14 protein-coding genes and 2 tRNA genes are annotated in these 21,431 nt (G+C 41.0%); 2 read left to right on the forward strand and 14 right to left on the reverse strand.

What is annotated here, in order from left to right; translation table 11 throughout:
• Positions 1 to 70: 70 nt before the first annotated feature.
• From rpoC to LBH49_00235, 13 genes are all read right to left on the reverse strand, one after another.
• Positions 71 to 4,219 carry a DNA-directed RNA polymerase subunit beta' gene (gene rpoC, locus LBH49_00175; GenBank protein ID MDR0351062.1) on the reverse strand — a complete coding sequence of 1,383 codons (4,149 nt, stop codon included), beginning with the start codon at positions 4,217 to 4,219 and terminating at the stop codon, positions 71 to 73.
• A gap of 18 nt (positions 4,220 to 4,237) precedes the next feature.
• On the reverse strand, positions 4,238 to 8,002 hold the full coding sequence (gene rpoB, locus LBH49_00180; GenBank protein ID MDR0351063.1) for a DNA-directed RNA polymerase subunit beta: 3,765 nt from the start codon (positions 8,000 to 8,002) through the stop codon (positions 4,238 to 4,240).
• Positions 8,003 to 8,146: 144 nt separating this feature from the next.
• Positions 8,147 to 8,530: a 50S ribosomal protein L7/L12 gene (gene rplL / locus LBH49_00185; protein ID MDR0351064.1), complete on the reverse strand. Its 384-nt coding sequence runs from the start codon at positions 8,528 to 8,530 to the stop codon at positions 8,147 to 8,149.
• A 74-nt stretch (positions 8,531 to 8,604) separates the two neighbouring features.
• On the reverse strand, positions 8,605 to 9,120 hold the full coding sequence (rplJ, locus tag LBH49_00190) for a 50S ribosomal protein L10 (GenBank protein MDR0351065.1): 516 nt from the start codon (positions 9,118 to 9,120) through the stop codon (positions 8,605 to 8,607).
• Between the two features lie 11 nt (positions 9,121 to 9,131).
• A complete protein-coding gene (rplA, locus tag LBH49_00195) occupies positions 9,132 to 9,830 on the reverse strand; it encodes a 50S ribosomal protein L1 (GenBank protein MDR0351066.1) in 699 nt (232 codons plus the stop codon).
• Between the two features lie 26 nt (positions 9,831 to 9,856).
• Complete coding sequence (gene rplK / locus LBH49_00200) at positions 9,857 to 10,282, reverse strand: 50S ribosomal protein L11 (GenBank protein ID MDR0351067.1); 426 nt, start codon at positions 10,280 to 10,282, stop codon at positions 9,857 to 9,859.
• Between the two features lie 8 nt (positions 10,283 to 10,290).
• Positions 10,291 to 10,866, reverse strand: a complete 576-nt coding sequence (nusG, locus tag LBH49_00205) for a transcription termination/antitermination protein NusG (protein ID MDR0351068.1) — start codon at positions 10,864 to 10,866, stop codon at positions 10,291 to 10,293.
• A 3-nt stretch (positions 10,867 to 10,869) separates the two neighbouring features.
• Positions 10,870 to 11,082, reverse strand: a complete 213-nt coding sequence (secE, locus tag LBH49_00210) for a preprotein translocase subunit SecE (protein MDR0351069.1) — start codon at positions 11,080 to 11,082, stop codon at positions 10,870 to 10,872.
• 14 nt (positions 11,083 to 11,096) lie between these two features.
• Positions 11,097 to 11,172: transfer RNA gene (locus tag LBH49_00215), tRNA-Trp, on the reverse strand.
• Between the two features lie 62 nt (positions 11,173 to 11,234).
• A complete protein-coding gene (tuf, locus tag LBH49_00220) occupies positions 11,235 to 12,425 on the reverse strand; it encodes an elongation factor Tu (protein ID MDR0351070.1) in 1,191 nt (396 codons plus the stop codon).
• A gap of 73 nt (positions 12,426 to 12,498) precedes the next feature.
• Positions 12,499 to 12,574 (reverse strand) — tRNA-Thr (locus tag LBH49_00225).
• A 267-nt stretch (positions 12,575 to 12,841) separates the two neighbouring features.
• Entirely contained in the window at positions 12,842 to 14,362 is a 1,521-nt protein-coding gene (locus LBH49_00230; protein MDR0351071.1) for a YifB family Mg chelatase-like AAA ATPase, read from the reverse strand.
• A 29-nt stretch (positions 14,363 to 14,391) separates the two neighbouring features.
• Positions 14,392 to 14,925: a dihydrofolate reductase gene (locus LBH49_00235; GenBank protein MDR0351072.1), complete on the reverse strand. Its 534-nt coding sequence runs from the start codon at positions 14,923 to 14,925 to the stop codon at positions 14,392 to 14,394.
• 296 nt (positions 14,926 to 15,221) lie between these two features.
• Between LBH49_00235 and LBH49_00240 the strand changes: the two genes are divergently transcribed.
• Positions 15,222 to 17,087: an LTA synthase family protein gene (locus tag LBH49_00240; GenBank protein MDR0351073.1), complete on the forward strand. Its 1,866-nt coding sequence runs from the start codon at positions 15,222 to 15,224 to the stop codon at positions 17,085 to 17,087.
• A 63-nt stretch (positions 17,088 to 17,150) separates the two neighbouring features.
• Positions 17,151 to 19,088, forward strand: coding sequence for a GumC family protein (locus LBH49_00245; protein MDR0351074.1), 1,938 nt, complete (start codon positions 17,151 to 17,153; stop codon positions 19,086 to 19,088).
• Here LBH49_00245 and LBH49_00250 read toward each other — a convergent pair.
• Positions 19,085 to 21,409: a cation:proton antiporter gene (locus LBH49_00250; GenBank protein MDR0351075.1), complete on the reverse strand. Its 2,325-nt coding sequence runs from the start codon at positions 21,407 to 21,409 to the stop codon at positions 19,085 to 19,087. The two genes, LBH49_00245 and LBH49_00250, sit on opposite strands and share 4 nt — an antisense overlap.
• Positions 21,410 to 21,431 lie beyond the last annotated feature (22 nt).

The raw sequence follows: 21,431 nt of genomic DNA on the forward strand, positions 1-21,431 counted from the left end.
GAGTAGAGGTAGAATTAAAAAACTGTGTGAATGCAAGCATTTATTTATAAAATTACACAATTTATATATATCACACATGAGTTGCGGTTAAATTTTCAATAACTTCTGGAACGAAATTATTGCCTTTAACTTCCTGTTTTTTATCATCTAAGTATATTATTTTCAGCTTTCTATATTTCGGCAATCCGGTACCAGCTGGTATCAAATGGCCCATTATAACATTTTCTTTAAATCCTTTCAATTCATCGACCTTGCACATGGTGGCTGCATCGGTCAAAACCCTCGTGGTTTCCTGAAATGAGGCTGCCGATATGAAGCTTTCTGTTTCCAACGAAGCCTTTGTCACTCCTAACAACACCGGATCTGCTTCAGCTGGTTTGCCTCCGGCTTCAATTATCTCATTATTCCGTTCCATAAACTCATCTTTATCAATCTGTTCGCCCCAGAAGAAATCTGAATCGCCAGGATCTGTGACCCGAACCTTTCGCAACATCCTTGCAACAATGAGTTCAATATGCTTGTCATTGATTGTAACGCCTTGTAACCTATAGACTTTTTGAATTTCAGCGATGAGATATTCCTGGACGCTGGAAACACCGAGAATCTCTAAAACTTCATGAGGGTCGGCAGATCCATCGGTTAAATGTTGGCCTCTACTGACAAAATCTCCTTCATGGACAACAATTTGTGTGCTATGAGGGATTAAATGTTCTTCCCTTCGGCCAGTTTCAGAATCAGTGATCCAAATCCTCTTTTTATTTCTAACAGTGCCGCCAAATGATACAACACCATCAATTTTTGCCATTTCAGCAGCTTCTTTGGGTCTTCGCGCTTCAAATAGTTCTGCCACACGGGGTAATCCACCTGTGATATCATGCGTTTTTGAAGCAGATCTTGGAGTCTTGGCAAGCAAGGCACCAGCTGAAATCATATTTTCATCATCCACAATGACCTGAGCACCGGTCGGAATTGCATAGGATGCAACTACTTTGGACTCATCACCATCGGATTCTTCCAAAATATCTATGATAGGATTCAGATCTTCTTTGTGTTCAACGACAATCGTTGTGATTTTATCACTGGCTTCGTCTATGTCTCTACGTATTGTAACTCCTTGAATCATATCGCGAAATCGAATTCGTCCAGAACATTCAGACATAATTGGCACATTATGTGGGTCCCATATGGCCAGCAATTGACCCTTTTCCACAGCGGCCTCATTGTCCGCAGTCAAAACGGCGCCGTGCACCAGACTATATCTATCGATTTCATTACCGTCCTTCGTATACAGGGCCAGATAGCCAGATTTATTTAGAACAATATTCGCACCGTCGGCAGTTTTCACAAGTCGAGTGTCTATGTATTTTATTATGCCATCTTCACAAGCTCGCAGTTCTGGAGTTTTAAGCATCTGACTAGCAACGCCTCCGATATGGAATGTACGCATCGTAAGCTGGGTGCCAGGCTCGCCTATGGATTGAGCTGCAATTATGCCCACCGCCGAGCCGCATTCCACCATGCTATTCGTAGCCGGATCGATGCCATAGGAAAGTGCAGAAATACCATTTCTTCGCATACTGGTGAGCGGCGACAAAATTTTAACCCTTTCTATACCACAATCATCAATTTTTTTCGCGATGTCTGTAGTGATCAAGCCAGCTGCATAAATTATCACCTCATCTGGTTTGAATGGATTATGAATATCGTCGGCCGCACATCGTCCAACTATACGCTCTTTCAGGCTAACCACTTCATTTTCACCGTCCATGATCGCCTGTTTCCATACGCCATTGCGCACTTCATCGTCATAGCAACTCACTATGCAATCCATCGAAACGTCGCATAATTTACGAGTCAAATAGCCTGCGTCGGCGGTTTTCAATGCCACATCTGCTAAGCCTTTACGCGCGCCATGGGTCGAGATAAAATATTCCAACACCGAAAGTCCTTCTCTAAATGAAGAAAGAATTGGCTGTTCAATTATTTCGCCGGATGGTTTGGCCATCAATCCGCGCATGCCGCATAACTGCCTGACCTGCTGCCTATTACCTCTTGCTCCGGAGTCCATCATCAAGTAGACAGGGTTTATAAAATCTCTGCCATCATTTTTTTGTAGACTTTTGAAGACATTATTGGAAATTTCATCGGTGGTATTGGTCCAAATGTCCACAATTTTATTATACCTTTCCCCGGAAGTTATTATGCCTTTTTTGAACTGATTATCAACCTCTGCGACCTTTTCTCTAGCCTTCGAGATGTCCGATGTCTTATTATTCGGAATTATCATATCCGTAACGCCGATGGATAGGCCGGCTTGCATCGCGCTGGAAAATCCTAGATTTTTTAATCGATCTAACATGGCTATGGCTTCTTTCTGGCCTGCCACTTTGTAAGTCGCTGCTATTAAATCACCTAGCAATCCTTTTCCCACGGATTCGTTGGCAAATCCAAGGCTTTTCGGAAAAATGCTATTAAATATTACCCTGCCTACGGTGGTTTCGATTATCTTTTTCTTTGGATCGCCATGCCTGGTGGCGCGATCGTAATCCGGATTTGGAATATGTACCCAATCGTGGACGGTCAGATAGCCATCTGCCTTAGCCATAAGGACTTCCTCATAGCAACTAAACAGTGGAATTCTCTTAGATTTTTCAGTTTTTTTAGGTTCATAGGTAAGATAATATACGCCCAGTATTATATCTTGGGACGGCGTCAATATGGGCTTGCCGCTGGATGGTGAAAACATGTTATTTGTGGCCATCATGAGCAACTTACATTCCATGACGGCTTCTATGGATAGAGGCACATGCACCGCCATTTGATCTCCGTCAAAATCAGCATTGAATGGAATGCATACCAATGGGTGTAACCTAATTGCTTCGCCTTCAATCAGTATTGGTTCAAATGCCTGGATCGACAATCGATGCAAAGTAGGGGCTCGATTCAATAATATGGGATGACCTCGGGTTACTTCTTCCAAAATATCCCATACCTCTGGCGATTGTTTCTCTATCATTTTCCTCGCGCTTCGTACAGTATGAACAAATCCAAAGTCCTTTAACCGCCTGATTATAAATGGTTCAAATAATACAAGTGCCATTTTCTTCGGTAGACCACATTGATGCAGTTTTAATTCTGGGCCGATGACAATGACCGAACGTCCGCTGTAATCAACACGTTTTCCAAGTAGGTTTTGCCTAAATCGACCTTGTTTCCCTTTAAGCATGTCACTCAATGACTTAAGTGGACGATTGCCTGATCCAAGAACTGCTTTACCATGCCGGCCATTGTCAAAAAGGGCATCCACGGCTTCTTGGAGCATGCGCATTTCATTATGTACAATCACGTCCGGTGTTTTCAATTGCAGTAAGCTCTTCAGCCGGTTATTTCTATTAATCACGCGTCGATACAGATCGTTAAGATCGCTGGTGGCAAATCGACCGCCATCCAAGGGAACCAATGGCCTGAGATCCGGTGGCAATATGGGTAGAGCTTCCAGAATCATCCACTCTGGTCGAGAGCCGGATTTTGAAAATCCAGATATGAGTTTTAGTCGCTTGGCTAGCTTTTTTTTCAATTGCTTAGAGTTCGTGTTGTACATGTCCTCCTGGATGTTACAAATCATATCGTCCAGATCCATCACCGATAAAATTTCTCTCAGGGCGATGGCACCCATCTTTGCAGTGAATGCATCGTCACTATATTCGGAACATAACTCGTTGTATTCCTGTTCACTTATGAGTTGTTTCTTTTTTAGCGGTGTTGTGCCGGGATCGATGACCATGTAGCTTTCATAATATATGACCTTTTCCAGTTCTCGAACCGTCATGTCTAGAAATAGGCTAAGTCTACTGGGTAGACTTTTCAAAAACCATATGTGAGCGACCGGAATTGCCAGCTCCACGTGCCCCATTCGTTCGCGCCTTGTCCTGGAAACAGTTACTTCCACGCCGCAGCGATCGCAGATGGTGCCTTTATATTTTATTCTTTTATATTTACCGCAGGCACATTCGTAATCACGAGTTGGGCCGAATATTCTTTGGCAAAACAAACCGCCAGGTTCTGGTTTGAATGTTCTGTAATTTATTGTCTCAGGGTTTTTTACCTCACCGCGTGACCAGGAACGAATGGCATCCGGCGAAGCGATAGAAATGGCAACACTATCGAAGTTATCGTCACCTTCGAACCCTAAAAACTCTCTTACCTCTTGATTGCTCATTATGAATTATAATATATATTAATCAACAAAACTGTCTTCGTTTTCGAGTCTTACATCCAGGCATAGACTTTGAATTTCCTTCATAAGTACATTAAATGACTGAGGCATACCGGCTTGCAGTGAATTATCACCTTTAACCAGTGACTCATAGGTTTTGGTCCTACCTTGGACATCATCGGATTTGACCGTTAAAAGTTCTTGCAATGTATAGGCTGCACCGTAGGCTTCCAGTGCCCAGACTTCCATTTCACCAAATCTCTGACCGCCATATTGGGCTTTGCCGCCAAGCGGTTGTTGGGTTATCAGACTGTATGGTCCCACGGCTCTGGCATGTATCTTGTTGGACACGAGGTGGTTCAATTTCATCATATATATGTATCCTACCACCACGTCTTGATCGAAGATTTCACCGGTTAGTCCGTCGAAAAGACGGGATTTACCGGTTTCGGGGAGATCTGCTTTTTTAAGAAACTCTCGAATTTTCAATTCCGGCATTCCATCAAATATGGGAGTTGCTGCTTTTAGGCCGAGCTTTTGGCAAGCCCAACCGAGATGAGTTTCTAAGACCTGACCGACATTCATTCGGCTTGGGACGCCCAGCGGATTTAGGATGATATCCACCGGTGTGCCATCGGGCAAAAATGGCATATCTTCTTGCCGCACAATGTTGGAAACAACACCTTTATTTCCGTGACGCCCAGCCATTTTATCGCCCACCTGAATCTTTCGTTTAGTGGCTATGTAGACCTTCACATTCTTTATAATGCCGCTGTCATCTATGTCACCGGATTCGATGGATTCTATTTTTTTAACCCTTTCTTGCTCAAGTTCTTCGAATCTACCTTTGTAATTTTCAACTATTTCCATGATTCGGTTTTTAACCGGCGAAGCGGCGATTTCCACCGAGTCGAAACAGGAAGCTAATTTGCGAAGCAGAGTTTTGGTTATTTTTCTATTTGCTGGTATAATTATTTCGCCATTTAAACCATTTATGACATCAAGCGGAATTTTTTCGCCGAGCAAAATACTGGATAGCGCTTCGGTCAGATCATCCTTCAATTTGTCGGATTGACTACGAAATTCCTCATTGACTTTCTTTGTTCTACGTCGCAAATCAGCCGTCGAAATATCTTCTTTTTCTCGATCAATGTGTCCGGATACCTTCACATCCATGACTATGCCAGAACATCCCGGTGGTACAGTAAGCGACGAATCTCGGACATCGTCGGCTTTTTCGCCGAAAATCGCTCGGAGTAATTTTTCTTCGGGGATCAAATCGGTTTCACTTTTGGGAGTTATTTTACCCACAAGTATATCTCCAGGTTTTACTTCTGCACCAATTTTTATTACACCGTCTCTGCCAAGATTTTTCAATGCCTCTTCGCTGACATTGGGAATATCTTTCGTTATTTCTTCGGCACCAAGTTTTGTGTCTCGGGCCACCACTTCGAATTCCTCTATGTGAATAGATGTGAACACATCGTCTTTTATCAGCCTGTCGCTCAATATAATAGCATCCTGGAAGTTGTAACCGTTCCAGGGCATGAATGCTACCAAGACATTTCGACCCAGTGCGAGTTCGCCATTGTCAGTGGCTGCGCCGTCGGCTAAAACATCTCCGGCACAGACGCTTTGACCCCTTTGGACCTCTGGTCTTTGATTAAAGCAGGTGGCGGCATTGGATCGTACAAATTTTCGCAAATTATATACCGATAAGTCCTTGTTCGCTATAGCCTTAGAGTCAATTCTTTTGGGAAGCTTACCATCTTTGGTGACTATTATGCGAGATGAATCGACCGAGGTTACGATTCCGTCAAATTTTGCAATTACCACATTTTTCGAATCGACTGCCACTCTTTTTTCTATGCCGGTACCGACGAAAGGCGCTTCCGGAGCGATTAATGGCACTCCTTGACGTTGCATGTTCGAGCCCATCAACGCTCGGGCTGGATCGTCGTGTTCGATAAAAGGGATTAATCCGGCGGCGACCGATAGAACCTGTTTTGGCGAAACATCCATGAAATTTACCTCTCGAGGATCCACTTCCAGAAATGCATCTCCCTTTCTGACTTGTACTTTGCCCACAAGATATCCATTTCCATCCACTTCAGAATTTGCCTGGGCGATGACTGCATCTTCCTCTTCGGAGGCATCCATGTACATCACTTCGTCTGTAACCTTGCCTTTTTTGACCACGCGATAGGGCGTTTCGATGAAACCAAACTCATTGATTTTGGCATAGATACTGAGCGAATTTATCAATCCAATGTTTGGACCTTCCGGTGTTTCTATGGGGCAAATTCTGCCGTAGTGAGAAGTATGCACATCCCGAACGTCAAGACCAGCTCTGTCACGGCTCAATCCTCCTGGCCCTAAAGCAGATAATCTGCGTTTGTGAGCCAGCTCAGCCAGTGGATTAATTTGATCCATAAATTGAGATAACTGACTGCGGGCGAAGAAGTCGCGAATCACGCTCATGAATATTTTTGGATTGACTAATTTTTGCGGAACAATGGCATCGACACTGTTATCAAATAATGCAATTCGTTCTTTTACAAGACGTTCCATTCTTGATAAGCCTATTCTACATTGATTCATGAGAAGCTCGCCCACATTGCGAATTCTTCTATTGCCGAGGTGGTCTATGTCGTCGATGGAATGCTCTCCTTTTTTTAGTCGACATAGCCTTTTGGTTGCTTCCACAATGTCATTGGCGTCCAGAAGCCTGTCCTCTAAATTCCTGCGCATCTTGAGCTTCTGGTTCAATTTTTTTCTACCAACCCGACCCAAATCATAGCGTTTGCGATCTCCAAATAGCCGCAACATCATTGCCTTGGCATTGGTGGTGGTGGCTGGTTCGCCGGGTCGAAGTTTTCGATACATTTCTCTCAGCGCTTCGTCTGTATTTTTTGTGGTATCTTTCTTTAGACTGCGCACGATCATACCGTCATCTAAGCTCGCATCCACCACAGAGATATGTGCAATGCCGGCATTTTTAAATGTGTCTATAATGGTTTTCGAAAGCTGTTCATGTTCCCTGGCTAATACAATTCCATCTTTTGTGTCGATAATATCTTCTACCAGAACGTAATCCGAAATGTTGTCGCATTGATCAAAAAATTCTAATGGTTTTTCTTCTAAATTATAAAATAATTTGAGTATTTCTATGTCAGATCCATGACCAAATGCACGTAACAGTGTGGTAACCAAGAACTTCCTTCGACGTCTTCGGCGATCCAAATAAACATACAGTAAATCGCTTTGGTCGAATTGAACTTCTATCCAAGTGCCGCGATCTGGAATTACTCGGAAGGAGTACAAAATTTTTCCACTGGTATGTCGAGTTCCTTCGTAGCATATGCCTGGAGATCTATGTAGTTGACTGACAACGACGCGCTCAGCACCATTTATCACAAAAGAACCACGTTCTCCCATTATTGGTAATTCTCCAAAATATATCTCCTCTTCTTTTATTTCGTTACCTTCTCGTAATCTAAGTGTCACATACAGAGAGGTCGAATAGGTAATGCCCTCACGCACGCAGTAATCTTCATGATGCCGCGGTTCACAAATTCTATAGGAAACATATTCAAGGCTGCAACGCCCATCATAGCTTCCTATGGGAAAAAATTCGCGAAGGACGCTTTCTAGCCCAACATCCATGCGATTGCTAATGGGCACATTTTTTTGAAGAAATTCGTCAAAAGAATTTACCTGAATTTCTATGAAATTTGGCGGAGCTATTACCTCTTTAAGTCGCCCGAAATCAACACGTTCTGACATAAGTTAAACACATAAATATCACACAAAAGCATGATTTTAAATAAATTGTTTGTAAAAATAAAAACAGTTGCTCAAGCCACCATGGCGATGGCTTGCGAAACAGTGAATCACTAAAATTCCAACGAGACACTGCTGTGAAAGATATTATTTCAGTTCTACCTTAGCCCCAGCATCTTCTAATTTCTTTTTTATATCTTCGGCTTCGGTTTTCGATATTCCTTCTTTCAACAACTTTGGCGCTCCCTCTACCAAATCCTTTGCTTCTTTAAGGCCGAGGCCAGTGACTGCTCGAACCTCTTTTATCACGCCGATTTTGTTTGTGCCGGCAGAGATCAAATTGACACTGAATTCAGTTTTTTCTTCGGCCACTTCAGCACTGGCTGCTGCTGGAGTAGCTGCCGAGATTGCCACAGGTGCAGAAGCACTTACGCCCCACTTGGCTTCTAAATCTTTAACCAACCCAGAAATTTCCAAAACGGACTGGGCACTTAACCATTCTACAACTTGTTCTTTTGTAATATTTGACATCTTTTTTCCTCCTAAAGCATCCTTAGCGACAAATGCCATTTAAGGGAATATCCCCCTAAGGATACAGTTAAAATTTATACTCCCTGCTTCACTTTTGCATGTAACACATTGACAACACCTTGGGGAATCGCGTTTAAAATTCTTACCAAACCGCTGGCTGGTTCATTTAGAAGCGAAAGCAATTTTGCCTGCAACACTTCTAAACTCGGCAGCTCAGCCATGGCATTTATCTCATTTGGTGACAATTTGTTAGATTTAAGTATACCTCCCTTAAACCACATTCTATTTTCATTGTCTTTGGAAAATTTTGCCAAGACCTTTGCCACAGCGGAAGGGTTGCTACCACCAACGATCATTGCCGTGTGACCAGCAAACCAAGACTTATCGAAGGAGTCAACCTTATTTTTCAGTGCTATGCGCAAAATGCTGTTTTTTACTACATGACACTCGGCGGCTTCGTTTCGTAAATTATTGCGCAGTATAGATATAGCTAAAACAGAAACACCAGTAAAATCCGATAAATAAACATAATCAGACTTACTGAGATGTTTTACGACCTCATCGACAAAAAATGCTTTTTCACTCCTCATTATCAATTCTCCTAGGCAACTTCCTTGTTATATTCTGTTGGTACAATTCTCAGACCTGGAGTCATAGTCCCACTTATCGACATTCCTTTTATGAAAGTCCCGCGAAAATTTGCAGGCCTAGCTTCATTCACCGATGCGATGACGGCTTTTATGTTTTCAATGATTTTATCATATTCAAATGACCTTTTACCTACCACAATTCCTGCATTGGCCGTCTTATCCATTTTGAATTCAACGCGGCCGGCCTTAACATCGGTGATGGCAGAGACTATGTCGTCTGATACAGTGCCGGACTTTGGATTTGGCATTAAACCTCTTGGGCCTAAAATTTTTGCAACATTTCTGACTTGTTTCATCGCCAATGTGGTTGCCACGGCCACATCAAATTCTAGCCAACCAGAACTTACTTTTTCAATCATATCCTCTAGGCCAGCAAAATCAGCCCCAGCTTTGATTGCAGTCTCTGGTGACTCGGTAAATGCGAGGACTTTGACATTTTTACCACTACCATGTGGTAATTTAACCGTGCCGCGTACCATTTGATCACTTTGCTTTGGATCAACGCCAAAATGAATAGAAATTTCGACTGTTTCATCAAATTTAGCTCGGGACATCTTATTTAGCAATACGACGGCTTCTTCTATTCCAAATGACCGACTTAAATCTGCAACTTCCTGGCTTTTTAAATGGCGTTTGCTTCGATTTTTCATAAAATTACAATTAAAATTTAAAAAACTTAAGAAATGATTTCTATCCCCATGCTTCTTGCTGTACCTTCTATCATTAATCCAGCAGCTTTTTGATTAACGGCGTTGAGATCTTTCATTTTTATTTTTACAATCTCATCTATTTGGGCCTGAGTAACTTTGCCGACTTTATCGCGATTTGGTATACCAGATCCTTTTTGAGCTCCAGCTGCTTTTCTGAGCAATACCGAGGCCGGCGGAGATTTTAGTTCAAATGAAAACGATTTATCTGCATACACTGATATGACTGCCGGAATTATCATGCCTGTTTGATCTTTCGTCCTGGCGTTGAATTCTTTGCAAAACCCCATAATGTTTACTCCGGCTGCACCCAAAGCCGGGCCAACCGGTGGCGCAGGATTTGCTGCCCCAGCAGGTAATTGCAATTTTATTTGTTTTACTACTTTTTTTGCCATAAACTTACCTATTCTTCGTTAACAATATTGGCTTGCCAAAATTCCAATTCCACCGGAGTGTCGCGACCAAACAACGAAACCGACACCTTCATTTTTCCATTCGCCACATCTATGTCCACCACATTACCAATGGATTCCATAAATGGCCCGTCATTTATCTTCACTCGATTTCCTATTTCAAACGAGACTCTTTGCACCGGAGCACTTCCGATTTTTTTGGCCTGCTCAAGAATTCTATCAACTTCGGACTGTTTTAATGGAACTGGATTATCTTTTCCGACAAAACTGACAACACCTTCGGTATTTCTCACAAACTGCCAAGGATCCTGTAGTAAATTTCCATCGTCGTCAAGCAATTTCATCTTTATAAATACATATCCTGGATAAAATTTTTTCACGCGTTGATATCTTTTGCCATTTTTTATCTCCATAACATTTTCCGATGGAACTAGAACTTCATCAATGAAATCATTTAAGCCATTTATTACCATAAACTTATCTATATATAACTTGACCTTATTCTCTTGGTTTGTTAGAACCTGTAAAGCATACCATTTGAAATCATCGACTGCAGCCATTGCCATTTTTTAACCAATGCAGCCTCTTACCCAAGAACTTACAGTATTTACGAAACCACCCAAGGCAAAATCCAATATGGACACATATATTCCCCATACTAGCATTCCAACTAATACAGCAATGGTAGATCTTCGCAATTCTTTGGCATTTGGCCATGAAGCCTTTTTCAACTCTTCAATGGTTTCGCCGCAAAATAAACTAACTCGTCTAAATGGATTCATATTCAAAACTAAAATGGCAGGAGAAGAGGGACTCGAACCCCCAACCTACGGTTTTGGAGACCGTTGCTCTGCCAATTGAGCTATTCTCCTATTTCCGAAGGTGAATACTAAAAGTGCATTTGTTGTAAAAAGTCAACACAATTTTACAATTTTTATGCAATAATTTCTGTAATCCTTCCGGCTCCTATGGTCCTTCCTCCCTCCCTTATGGCGAATCTTTGGCCTTTTTCCATCGCTATTGCCTTTTGTAGTTCCAAGCTGACGTTTAAATTATCACCGGGCATCACCATTTCAGCATTTTCTGGAAGTGTTACAATGCCGGTAACATCTGCAGTGCCAAAGAAAAATTGCGGTCTATATCCATTGACAAATGGTGTATGGCGGCCACCTTCATCTTTGGTTAGCACATATATTTCAGCCTTTGCTTTGGTGTGGGGCGTAATGCTTTTTGGTTTAGCTATGACATGACCTCTTTCCACGTCTTTCTTCTCAAGGCCGCGAAGCAAGAGTCCCACATTGTCACCAGCGCGACCTTCGTCTAGCAATTTGCGAAACATTTCCACACCAGTACATGTTGTTTTTTTCGTTTCTCCAAGTCCAACTATTTCAATCTCTTCACCGACTTTTATGATGCCTCGTTCAATGCGGCCGGTGGCAACGGTGCCGCGACCGGTAATCGAAAATACATCTTCTACAGCCATTAAAAACGGTTTATCGATATTGCGGACAGGCTCTTCGATGTCACTATCCAGGGCATCTAAAAGTTTTCCAATGGCAGCTGCACCTTCTTCTTTTCCTTCAAGGGCGGCCAAAGCTGATCCACGTATCACGGCTATTTTATCTCCATCGAACTCATATTTACTCAATAGCTCGCGAATTTCCATTTCAACCAAATCAATAAGTTCTGGGTCGTCCAGAAGATCTACTTTATTCAAAAAAACCACGATATTTGGTACACCAACCTGCCGAGCAAGTAGTATATGCTCGCGTGTTTGCGGCATGGGACCGTCGGCTGCACTCACGACTAGAATTGCACCGTCCATTTGAGCGGCTCCGGTGATCATATTTTTTACAAAATCGGCATGTCCTGGGCAATCGACATGAGCATAGTGTCGCTTTTCGCTTGAATATTCAACGTGCGATACTGCTATTGTAACTGTTTTTGTCGAATCACGGACTGTACCGCCTTTGGTCACATCTGCATAGGATTTACGCTCAGCCAAGCCTTTGTCTGCCTGGACCTTAAGCAATGCAGTTGTGAGCGTCGATTTGCCGTGATCAACATGCCCGATAGTACCGACATTTACATGCGGTTTTGTTCTAACGAATGTTTCTTTTGCCATGTTTTATTCCTATAATTCCTATATTAAAAACTAAAATAAACTTTATTATTTAACGACTTCCATGTCCGCCAATTGGAGCCCCCGAGCGGATTTGAACCGCCGACCTCATCCTTACCAAGGATGCGCTCTGCCGACTGAGCTACAAGGGCGAACAGAACCGTGGCTATGAATCTGAAAACCTGATACCTGGAGGTCAATACTAATTTTGCAATTTTGATCATTTTGTAAAAATATATACAAAAAATCATAGCTAATAAGAGATTAGCGAAGGCCAATGTTGTAATATTGTGCATTGGGTCGCGCCAACGACTAGTGCTGGTCCATGCCGATCTTATGCTGTTTTTCATTAAAATTTTTTGAATATATATATGCATCATATTTGTGTCATATTTTATTTATATATTTTGCTTTGGCCGTCAATTGCGATCAAGCGATCGATATTGAATTGCCTCCAGTAGATGTTCTTCTTTTATTTTGGTCGATAGATTTAGGTCGGCTATCGTCCTTGCTACTTTTATAATTCTAGAATGAGCTCTGGCGGAAAATGAAAACTGGGCCATGGCCGACTCGAGCAATTTTGTGCAATTTGTGTCCATTTCGCAATATTTTTTCATTTCTCCATTGCTTGCTCTGGCGTTGATTATTTTTCCTTTGTATCTTTCTTGCTGAACTGACCTTGCTGCTTCGATGCGTTTCTTTATGCTTTCCGAGGATTCGCTGGGCATGTCGTATACTAACTCGTTGGCTTGTACGGCCTTAACATTTATATGAATGTCAATTCTATCCAGCAGTGGTCCGCTGATTCTTGATCTATATTTCTGGATCCTGTCGGCAGAGCAATGACAAATGACTTTTGGATTGCCAAAATGTCCACATGGGCATGGGTTCATTGCTGCAACCAGCATGAATTCGCAGGGAAATGTTATTTTTCCGGCGCTTCGCGATATGGAAACCGTTCCGTCTTCAAGTGGTTGTCGCAGAACCTCTAAGGTGGATCTTTTGAATTCTGGGAGCTCATCGAGGAATAGTACTCCATTGTGAGCCAGTGATATTTCGCCAGGCATGGGAATTTTGCCGCCTCCGAGTAGTCCTATATCGCTTATGGTGTGATGTGGAGATCTGAATGGTCGGCAAAATATCCTCTGTTGTAGCAATGAATCCACGTCAGTAAGTGATTCTATGCGAAGGTTTTCCAGGAATTCACTGATGGTTGGATCTGGCATAATGCTTGGAATTCTCTTTGCTACCATGGATTTGCCAGATCCTGGCGAGCCTATCATCATCATATTATGACCCCCAGCCACGGCCACTTCCACTGCGCGACGCAGGGCAAATTGGCCTTTTACATCAGAAAAATCTATGTTTTGTTCGCGCATGTTTTTGCCAAAGGCCTCGTGGATATTGCTTTGTTTTGGTTCTATATTTATCATGCCGGTGAGAAATTGTACCGCATGGTCCAGCGATTTGACGCCCACTACGCTCACATCGTTGAGCAGCGAAGCTTCTTCGGCTGATGCTTCTGGTAATATTATGGATTTTCCTAGTTTTTTGGCCAAAATTCCGAGAGATATGGCGCCTCGAACCGGCAATGTTCTTCCGGATAAACTTAGTTCGCCGGCTATTAAAAATTTATCCAGGCTGTGAAAGACCGCTTGATTCATGCTCGCGATGATACCTAGTGCGATTGGTAAATCATAGAGCGGTCCTTCTTTCTTTATATTGCCTGGAGACAAATTGGCTGTGGTTCGTGTTTTTGGTGGGCAAAATCCAGAATTAGCCAGAGCGGAATATACTCTGCCTTGGGATTCTTTGACCGCCGCATCGGGCAATCCAACCAGAACAAATCTCGGTTCTCCGGCTTCGCCAGAATTTATTTCGATGTTGATCGGCAGTGCGTCTATACCAAGAATTGCCCCTGATTGTATTATTGCTAGCATCGTTGTGCATCCAACCACGATGCTTGTGATTAGTCAAGTACAAATTTCATCATAGGTTCATTGCAATTTACATTATTATAGACTTTTGTCACAAACTTGTCGCATAAGTATATATCGCTGTCATACTTAAATAAATGCGAAAATTTTGGAAAAAATGTATCCCCGGCAAAACTTCCATGCACATGGGAGATTATTAATTGGGAACATTTGGCTAACAACATGTTATATATTTCAGCGCCGCCGCAAACCCATAGCAATTTATGATTTGGTGGAGCGCTAAGCTCTTCTGGTTCATGCAGAACCGTTAGATCATCGCGAGGTTGCATCGATCTGCTAAGCACAATATTATGGCGATTTGGCAATGGTTTTCCGATGGATTCGTAGGTTTTTCTGCCCATTACCAGGCTATGGCCGGTGGTGATTTTTTTGAAAACATCAAATTCTTCTTTTATTTTCCATGGTAATTTTCCGTTGATGCCGATGGTCATATTATCGTCGATGGCCGCTATTGCTTTGAGCCATATAAGGATAGATGTATTATTGATGTTTATCATGATTGCCATTGCTAAGATGGTGCAAGGGGTTTGCAAATTTATTTACATAAGTTAAGTCTGTTATTGGCAGATTGTTAAAGTAGGACGTGCAGCTATTTGTAAAAGAAGTGTGTATAATTCAGTTGACTTTTCGATTATTGCCCACAATGCTATCCTCATAAGTGATGTTAGATATGTCGCGAAGGAGATATACATGGGCTGATTTTTTTCATTATATATCAATGGAAACAGTTAATTCGTTTAAATTGTTTGTCCTATTGGCACCAATTTTTACATGTCTCCGCGCGACATTATTTTTTTCGCATATGTATTTGTGGCAGGACAGGGAATTGTCAGGTTTGTGGGTACTGTTTCGGCATGGATTTTTGTTTGATTTGAAGATAGTTAGCGCAGTGACTTTGCCTATTTTTGTGCTGCCATTATTTTTATTTTTTTGGCGAAGAGCCGAAAATTTTTTACCAGTTTGTCGTCGGGTATATGGGTATATTTTAATAGTGTCTGCCATTGGGTTGAGTGTGATAGATTTCGTTTATTTCGAAGAATATAACGATCAATTCAATTGGTGGATTTTGAACTTTTTATTCGACGATAAAGTGGCCATACTGAAGACCATATGGAGCGATTATCCGATCGTTAAGATGGCTTTGATCACTGGATTTATATCTGGAATTCTCTGTTATCTTTATATAAAATTAGACAGGTGTCTTTGTTGCAGAAAGCTTTGCAAGGCAAGCATTTTTTGCAAATTTGCAGCCATGGTGATATTTGTGATTGGATTTGTGTTTGCGTTGCGAGGTACTTATACGCGGCGACCGCTCCAAGTACTAGATGTGGCAATAACCGGTAATACTTTTTTAAATAAACTTGTAATTAATCCGGCCTATGCACTATATTATTTGCTGTTTAGAAACTATTGGCGTAAATCTTTGGAGGAGCAAGTAAAAAATAATTTATCGGCAGATCATGTGAAGGAGTCGATGAAGTTTTTATTTGGTGATGGGATTGATACCACGAGTATTGATGCTGTTCTTGAGCGGCAAGCTTCTGGGTTTCAATTAAATCCAAAACCAAAGCATGTGTTTATTATTGTGGCAGAAAGCATGGACATTTGGCCATTTTTAGACAAATATAAACATCTTGATTTGGTGAATGATCTTCGTTCTGTGGCTGAAAATGGGCTTTTTGTGCGGACGTTTTTGCCAATGGCTGACATGACGATTGGGGCCATATCGTCACAGTTATGCAACTTTTCGTATTCACGTTTGTTTATAAACCACATGACCGTATGTCAGAAAGAGTTGCCATATTCCGTTGGCTCAATATTTTCCAGGTTAGGCTATGAAACTAACTTTTTTTATGGTGGATATATGAGTTGGCAGAATATTGGTAACTTTGCATCTGGCAATGGCTTCAAAAATGTATATGGCGGGGATGTTATGGGTGAGCTGACTGGCAAGGAATGGGGCATAGATGATGATGGACTATTCGATTTTGTTCTAAAAAAAATTCCTAAAAATATTCCTACGTTTAATTTGATTTTAAATACATCTAATCATCCTCCCTACGAAGTGGATGTGGATAGCAAAAGTATTCCACGAAAGGCACTTACGGCCGTTGTAACAGATGACAAGAAGATAAAACAGCTACGGCATGCGTGGTATGCTAACAATTGCATCGCGGATTTTGTGAAAAAAGCAGATGAAAAATTTGAAAACTGTTTATTTGTAATAACCGGCGATCATTTTTCTCGCAGGCATATAAATGATCTATCTCCATTCTATGAAAGGAGTTGTGTACCTTTGATCATTTATGGAAAAAATTACTTAACTCAGCTAAAGCTTGATTTTTCACCGGTGGGTGCTCATGTGGATATCCCTTCGACGGTGATTGAATTATGTGCAGATCCTGGGTTTAGCTATCATACTTTTGGAAAAAATATATTGGATAAAAATTCGATAAAGGAGGGCTATGGTTTTGCTGCCGTGGTATTTAGCGACGGCATATGTGATTCTGTTAATGGATCGCTTTACGGAATTCCAGATATGCCATTAGGGAACTATGATAGTGATAAAATCGATGCCGCTATAAAGAGGCAAAATGCATGGAAAGAACTTTCTCAGTGGCGGATTTTGTTTGGCAATAATGTCGAATCTATTCCTGCAAAAAAATGATATTGTTTGCTAAGTGTCTATGCAATAAAAAGATAGGTGCGAGCTTGTCGCATTAAATATCTAATGAATAAGTTTGTGAAGTTTGACGATAGAATTTTAAGTTCATCGAAGGAGAGTATTCTAGAACTTGGTGTAAACTATCGAAGAATATTAATTCGGCGAATAAGCGTTTTCCTCGTTATTTTTTTTATAGTTTTAGCTATTGGCATAAATATAATGCTTTTTCAGGAAAAAACCTACGAGGCTACAGCTACAATTCAAATTCTGCATGAATCTCCTAATGCTCTGGGGTACAAAGAGTTAGCCAAAACCGAGGTGAAAAATTTTGAAGATGTTAATACTCAACTTAACTTATTTGATAGCAACAGCTTATTTTTATTAGTTCTCAAATCTATGAGCCCTGAGGATAAAAAAAATTTACTTTCTCCCTATTTCAAAAACTGGGAAAAGCTATCCAAAGGCGAAATTCATGAATTTGTGCTGAGTCGAAGGAAGATTAACTTGTTGCGTAAGAGTTACGTTGTTGACGTTTCATTTAGTCATCGCTCGCCGGAGGTTGCTGCTATGATGGCAAATAAATTTGCGGAATTTTTCTGTGAATTTTCGCTTAAAACGGAACGAGACGTGGTTTTAAGATCCATAAATGACCTCACCAGCAAGGTCGATAATCAACGAAAAGTCATTGAAGATCAAGAGCGTAAGTTATTAAAATACCGTGAAACCTATGGTGCTATTTCATTGGATTCTAAAGATGATGTGGCTCATCAACAGTTGACTATGCTAAATAATGCATTGGTAAACAAGAAGTTAGAGTATGATTTGTTGAAAAATTCATGTTTATTGATTAAGGAATACGAGGAAAAGGGCAAGCAGTTGATAACATTGCCATTTGTCTATTCAAATGGTTATGTTGAAAATATACTTTCTAACATGTCGAGGCAAAGAGCTGAGCTCTCACTGCTGACGGAAAAATATGGAGATAAATATCCGCTAATGGTTTGTAAGAATAGCGAACTTAAGCAGTTACAGGCCGAATTAGATTCAGCTATTAAATTTGTGATCAATGGCGTGATTTCTAAAAAAACTAAATCCAAACGCGAGTATCACCTTCTCTCAGAAAAATTTAAGCAAAAAGAGGCAGAAATTATAGAGTTGAATCGGATTGCCGTCGAATATAATTCTTTGCTGAGAGATTTGGATGTCAGTCTAAATCTATACAATACAATTAATAACAGATTGCACGAGCAAATTGCGCAGCTTAATGTTTTGATGCCGAATGTGACGATTATCGATCTGGCACTTCCTTTGGACCAACATGTATGGCCAGATTTTAAGGTAGAAATTTTCGTTTTTCTGTTGCTTGGTATAATGTTTGGCATTTTATATGTAGTCATTGCAGAAATTTTTGACAATAGAATTAGATGCGAAAGTGATGTGCGTAACTTGTTCGATGATAATGTGGTTGGGTTCATTAAAACGGTGAATCAAAGTATAATTGAAAGCAATTTACACCATGTATCTGCAAAAATCAATGATGCCTTAGAAAAGTATGATTCAAGGACTATTAGTATAATTGGTCAAATTCCTGTGAATTTGATTCCATGTGTTGCGAATGGCTTTATGTCGTTGGGTTACAGTGTATTAGTAATCACTGATAGGCCGATAGTGTTTAGCGAAAAATTGGTGTCTTATAGGGAAATAGATGGCAATATGGGGCATATGGGTATCATTGATGAACGGTATGCTGTGTTAAATTTGAATCAAAAGAGCTGCAATTTCGATGAAAAGGCGTTGAAATATATTTGCGAAATAAAAGAAAAGTATGATAAAGTAATAGTAAGTCTCTCTTGGAGTGAGGCTTGTAAAACCTACAAGCTATTTGGAGATGAACTATTCTTGTTAGCCATTAGATACAATTTAACAAAAACCACCGATATTCTCCATTGCATGCAAAATACACTCACTTTACGTGAAAAAATATATTGTGTCGTGCTATTCTAAAGATGGTCTGTGTTCGTTTGAAAAAATTCAATGACCTTTGGAATTTCATTATATGTTCCGGCCAAAATCAATATGTCGTTTGCTTCCAAGACCATACTGCGTGATGGCGTAACTATTTTTTCGCCACGGCGTTGAATACCAACAATATTTACCCCAAATTTTCCGCGTAAATTTGCGTCGCCAATGGTTTGCCCAACTAGTTCATTGGTTGCTCCGATGCAAACCGTTTCTATGGCAAATTTTTGCTTCACAACTTGTTCCTTTGTAATTTCTTGTGATTTTTCTAGCAACTCAATAGCTACGTCGATTTGATGTTTTTCGCCGAGTAGCAATAATTGATCTTCGGGAAATATCGTGCTGTAAGGGTTTGGTGCATAACATGTATAGCCACCGCGCGTGACAGCTACAATCGTGGCGCCTGTTTCTTCTCTAAGTTTTGAATCAATAATTCTAATTCCTACAAATTGACTGCCTTTCTTAATTTTATGGTTTTTGATTTGCACATCCCATGGATACTTTGCTTTAATTTTCTGCAAAGTATTATCGCGCAATTCGTCATCTTTATTTTGCACTTCGCTGTTGAAAGTTTCCATGAACATAATTTCAAAGCGATTATTCGCATATATCAACTTGCTCCAGAAGAAGATACATAATGCGCCGGATAATAATACGAAAACTGCCAATGCCGTTCCTGTGGGAAGATAATTTGATGCAACTGATAAAAATATGGCTCCGAATATTAACATGGAGATCGCTAACACAATGGATTTGATGAAGTTAACAGTCCGACCACCTCTCGCCATATTGGTTTTTAACGAAAGTAAAGCTTCATGGGTGATAGAGGTGATAATTAAATTTATGTTTTTAATTGCTCCAATAAATATCGGCATGGTCACGAATGCCGCCAGTATCCAGGTGGCGATCACTGCCTGAGGTTTGTATTTTCCTAAAATTTTAATATCATTGGACTCAATGAAATGTGAAGTGTAATAAGATAAAAACATCAAGCCAGTGAGAAGAAAAAAATACCATATTATTTGTAATGCTGGCCGACGTATGATTTTTATGAGTGCACTTTTCCCGATCTCTAAGCTTATGATATGCAAAAGGTTATGATAAAAAACTCCCACGTGTTTCAAAAATTCCGGAGTCCTTTTTGAAATAGATGCATATAAGATTTCATGATGTTTTGTCATGATTGTCGATCCGATGATAGTTAGCAGTGATACGCCGACGGCTATTGATATTAGTGACGGATTTGTAACTCCTAGCGAATTGCCCATTGCAGCAATGATGAAACTGAACTCACCGATCTGAGATATATAGGTAGCCGATTGGAAGGCTATGTCTGATCTTTCGCCCGACGCGAACAACCCAAACCAACAGGCTGCTGATTTTGCTAACAAAACTATCACTGAAATTATCAAAATTTGCGGTAAATTTGAAACTATCGCTGCCGGATCGATCATCATTCCTATGGTTGCGAAAAATATGGAGCTGAATATATCGCGAAATGGCTCGATTATATGTTCAATTTGTTTTGATATGGCAGATTGCGACAATATGGACCCAGCTAAAAATGCTCCAAGCTCAACCGAAAAGTGAAATTTGTTCGCGAGCTCACCAAGGCCTAGGGCAAAACCTATTATCACAAGAACAAAAAGTTCTGGGACCGTGACCTTTTGCATGATTCTTATGAGCCTTGACGCGAAGAATTTACCTCCAACGAAAACCATTACCACAAAGACTCCGACCAAAAATGTCACTCGCCCAACGGCTTCCCATTCAAGGTAGCCGGTTATGGCAATACCGGATAATATGACCAGTAAAAGTATTGCAACAATGTCCTCCAGTATGAGAATTCCCATGGTCAATTGGGCAAAATTTTTACTCATCGCGTTCTGGCCCTTGAGCATAGGGATCGTTACCATGGTCGACGTGATTGCCAGCAGGGCGCCAAGAAACATTCCATTCAGCCCAGACCATCCAAATAATGGAGCGATCAGTATCCCTATGAGTACCATGCATATAGTTTGCGAAAGCACAGCAAGAAGTGCTGAACCGGCAGCTCGTTTTAATTTTTCCAGATCGAATTCTATTCCAACGTAAAACATCAAAAATATTACGCCAAGTTCGCTAAGTTGTTTTATCGTATATGCATCGGTTACGAATGGTGTGGATAGGAAATGTGGACCAATGATGAATCCACTAACTATGTATCCAAGCAGTAGCGGTAAGCGCAGGAAATGAAACAACATGCCTACGGTTCCTGCCGAGACAACGACAATCGCCAAATCTTTTATCAATGATCCTTCTTCCATATGTTGGACTGTGCCGCAAATG

The organism is Puniceicoccales bacterium, assembly GCA_031255005.1.
Lineage (GTDB): Bacteria > Verrucomicrobiota > Verrucomicrobiia > Opitutales > LL51 > JAIRTH01.

What these genes read in the sequence shown, in the direction of transcription:
- secE (MDR0351069.1), bottom strand. Translation starts at nt 11,082, where the DNA reads ATGAATCCATTTAGACGAGTTAGTTTATTTTGCGGCGAAACCATTGAA.
- LBH49_00245 (MDR0351074.1), top strand. Translation starts at nt 17,151, where the DNA reads ATGAATAAGTTTGTGAAGTTTGACGATAGAATTTTAAGTTCATCGAAG.
- LBH49_00240 (MDR0351073.1), top strand. Translation starts at nt 15,222, where the DNA reads ATGTATTTGTGGCAGGACAGGGAATTGTCAGGTTTGTGGGTACTGTTT.
- rplK (MDR0351067.1), bottom strand. Translation starts at nt 10,282, where the DNA reads ATGGCAAAAAAAGTAGTAAAACAAATAAAATTGCAATTACCTGCTGGG.
- LBH49_00250 (MDR0351075.1), bottom strand. Translation starts at nt 21,409, where the DNA reads ATGGAAGAAGGATCATTGATAAAAGATTTGGCGATTGTCGTTGTCTCG.
- rpoB (MDR0351063.1), bottom strand. Translation starts at nt 8,002, where the DNA reads ATGTCAGAACGTGTTGATTTCGGGCGACTTAAAGAGGTAATAGCTCCG.
- rpoC (MDR0351062.1), bottom strand. Translation starts at nt 4,219, where the DNA reads ATGAGCAATCAAGAGGTAAGAGAGTTTTTAGGGTTCGAAGGTGACGAT.
- nusG (MDR0351068.1), bottom strand. Translation starts at nt 10,866, where the DNA reads ATGGCAATGGCTGCAGTCGATGATTTCAAATGGTATGCTTTACAGGTT.
- rplL (MDR0351064.1), bottom strand. Translation starts at nt 8,530, where the DNA reads ATGTCAAATATTACAAAAGAACAAGTTGTAGAATGGTTAAGTGCCCAG.
- LBH49_00235 (MDR0351072.1), bottom strand. Translation starts at nt 14,925, where the DNA reads ATGGCAATCATGATAAACATCAATAATACATCTATCCTTATATGGCTC.
- rplA (MDR0351066.1), bottom strand. Translation starts at nt 9,830, where the DNA reads ATGAAAAATCGAAGCAAACGCCATTTAAAAAGCCAGGAAGTTGCAGAT.
- rplJ (MDR0351065.1), bottom strand. Translation starts at nt 9,120, where the DNA reads ATGAGGAGTGAAAAAGCATTTTTTGTCGATGAGGTCGTAAAACATCTC.
- LBH49_00230 (MDR0351071.1), bottom strand. Translation starts at nt 14,362, where the DNA reads ATGCTAGCAATAATACAATCAGGGGCAATTCTTGGTATAGACGCACTG.
- tuf (MDR0351070.1), bottom strand. Translation starts at nt 12,425, where the DNA reads ATGGCAAAAGAAACATTCGTTAGAACAAAACCGCATGTAAATGTCGGT.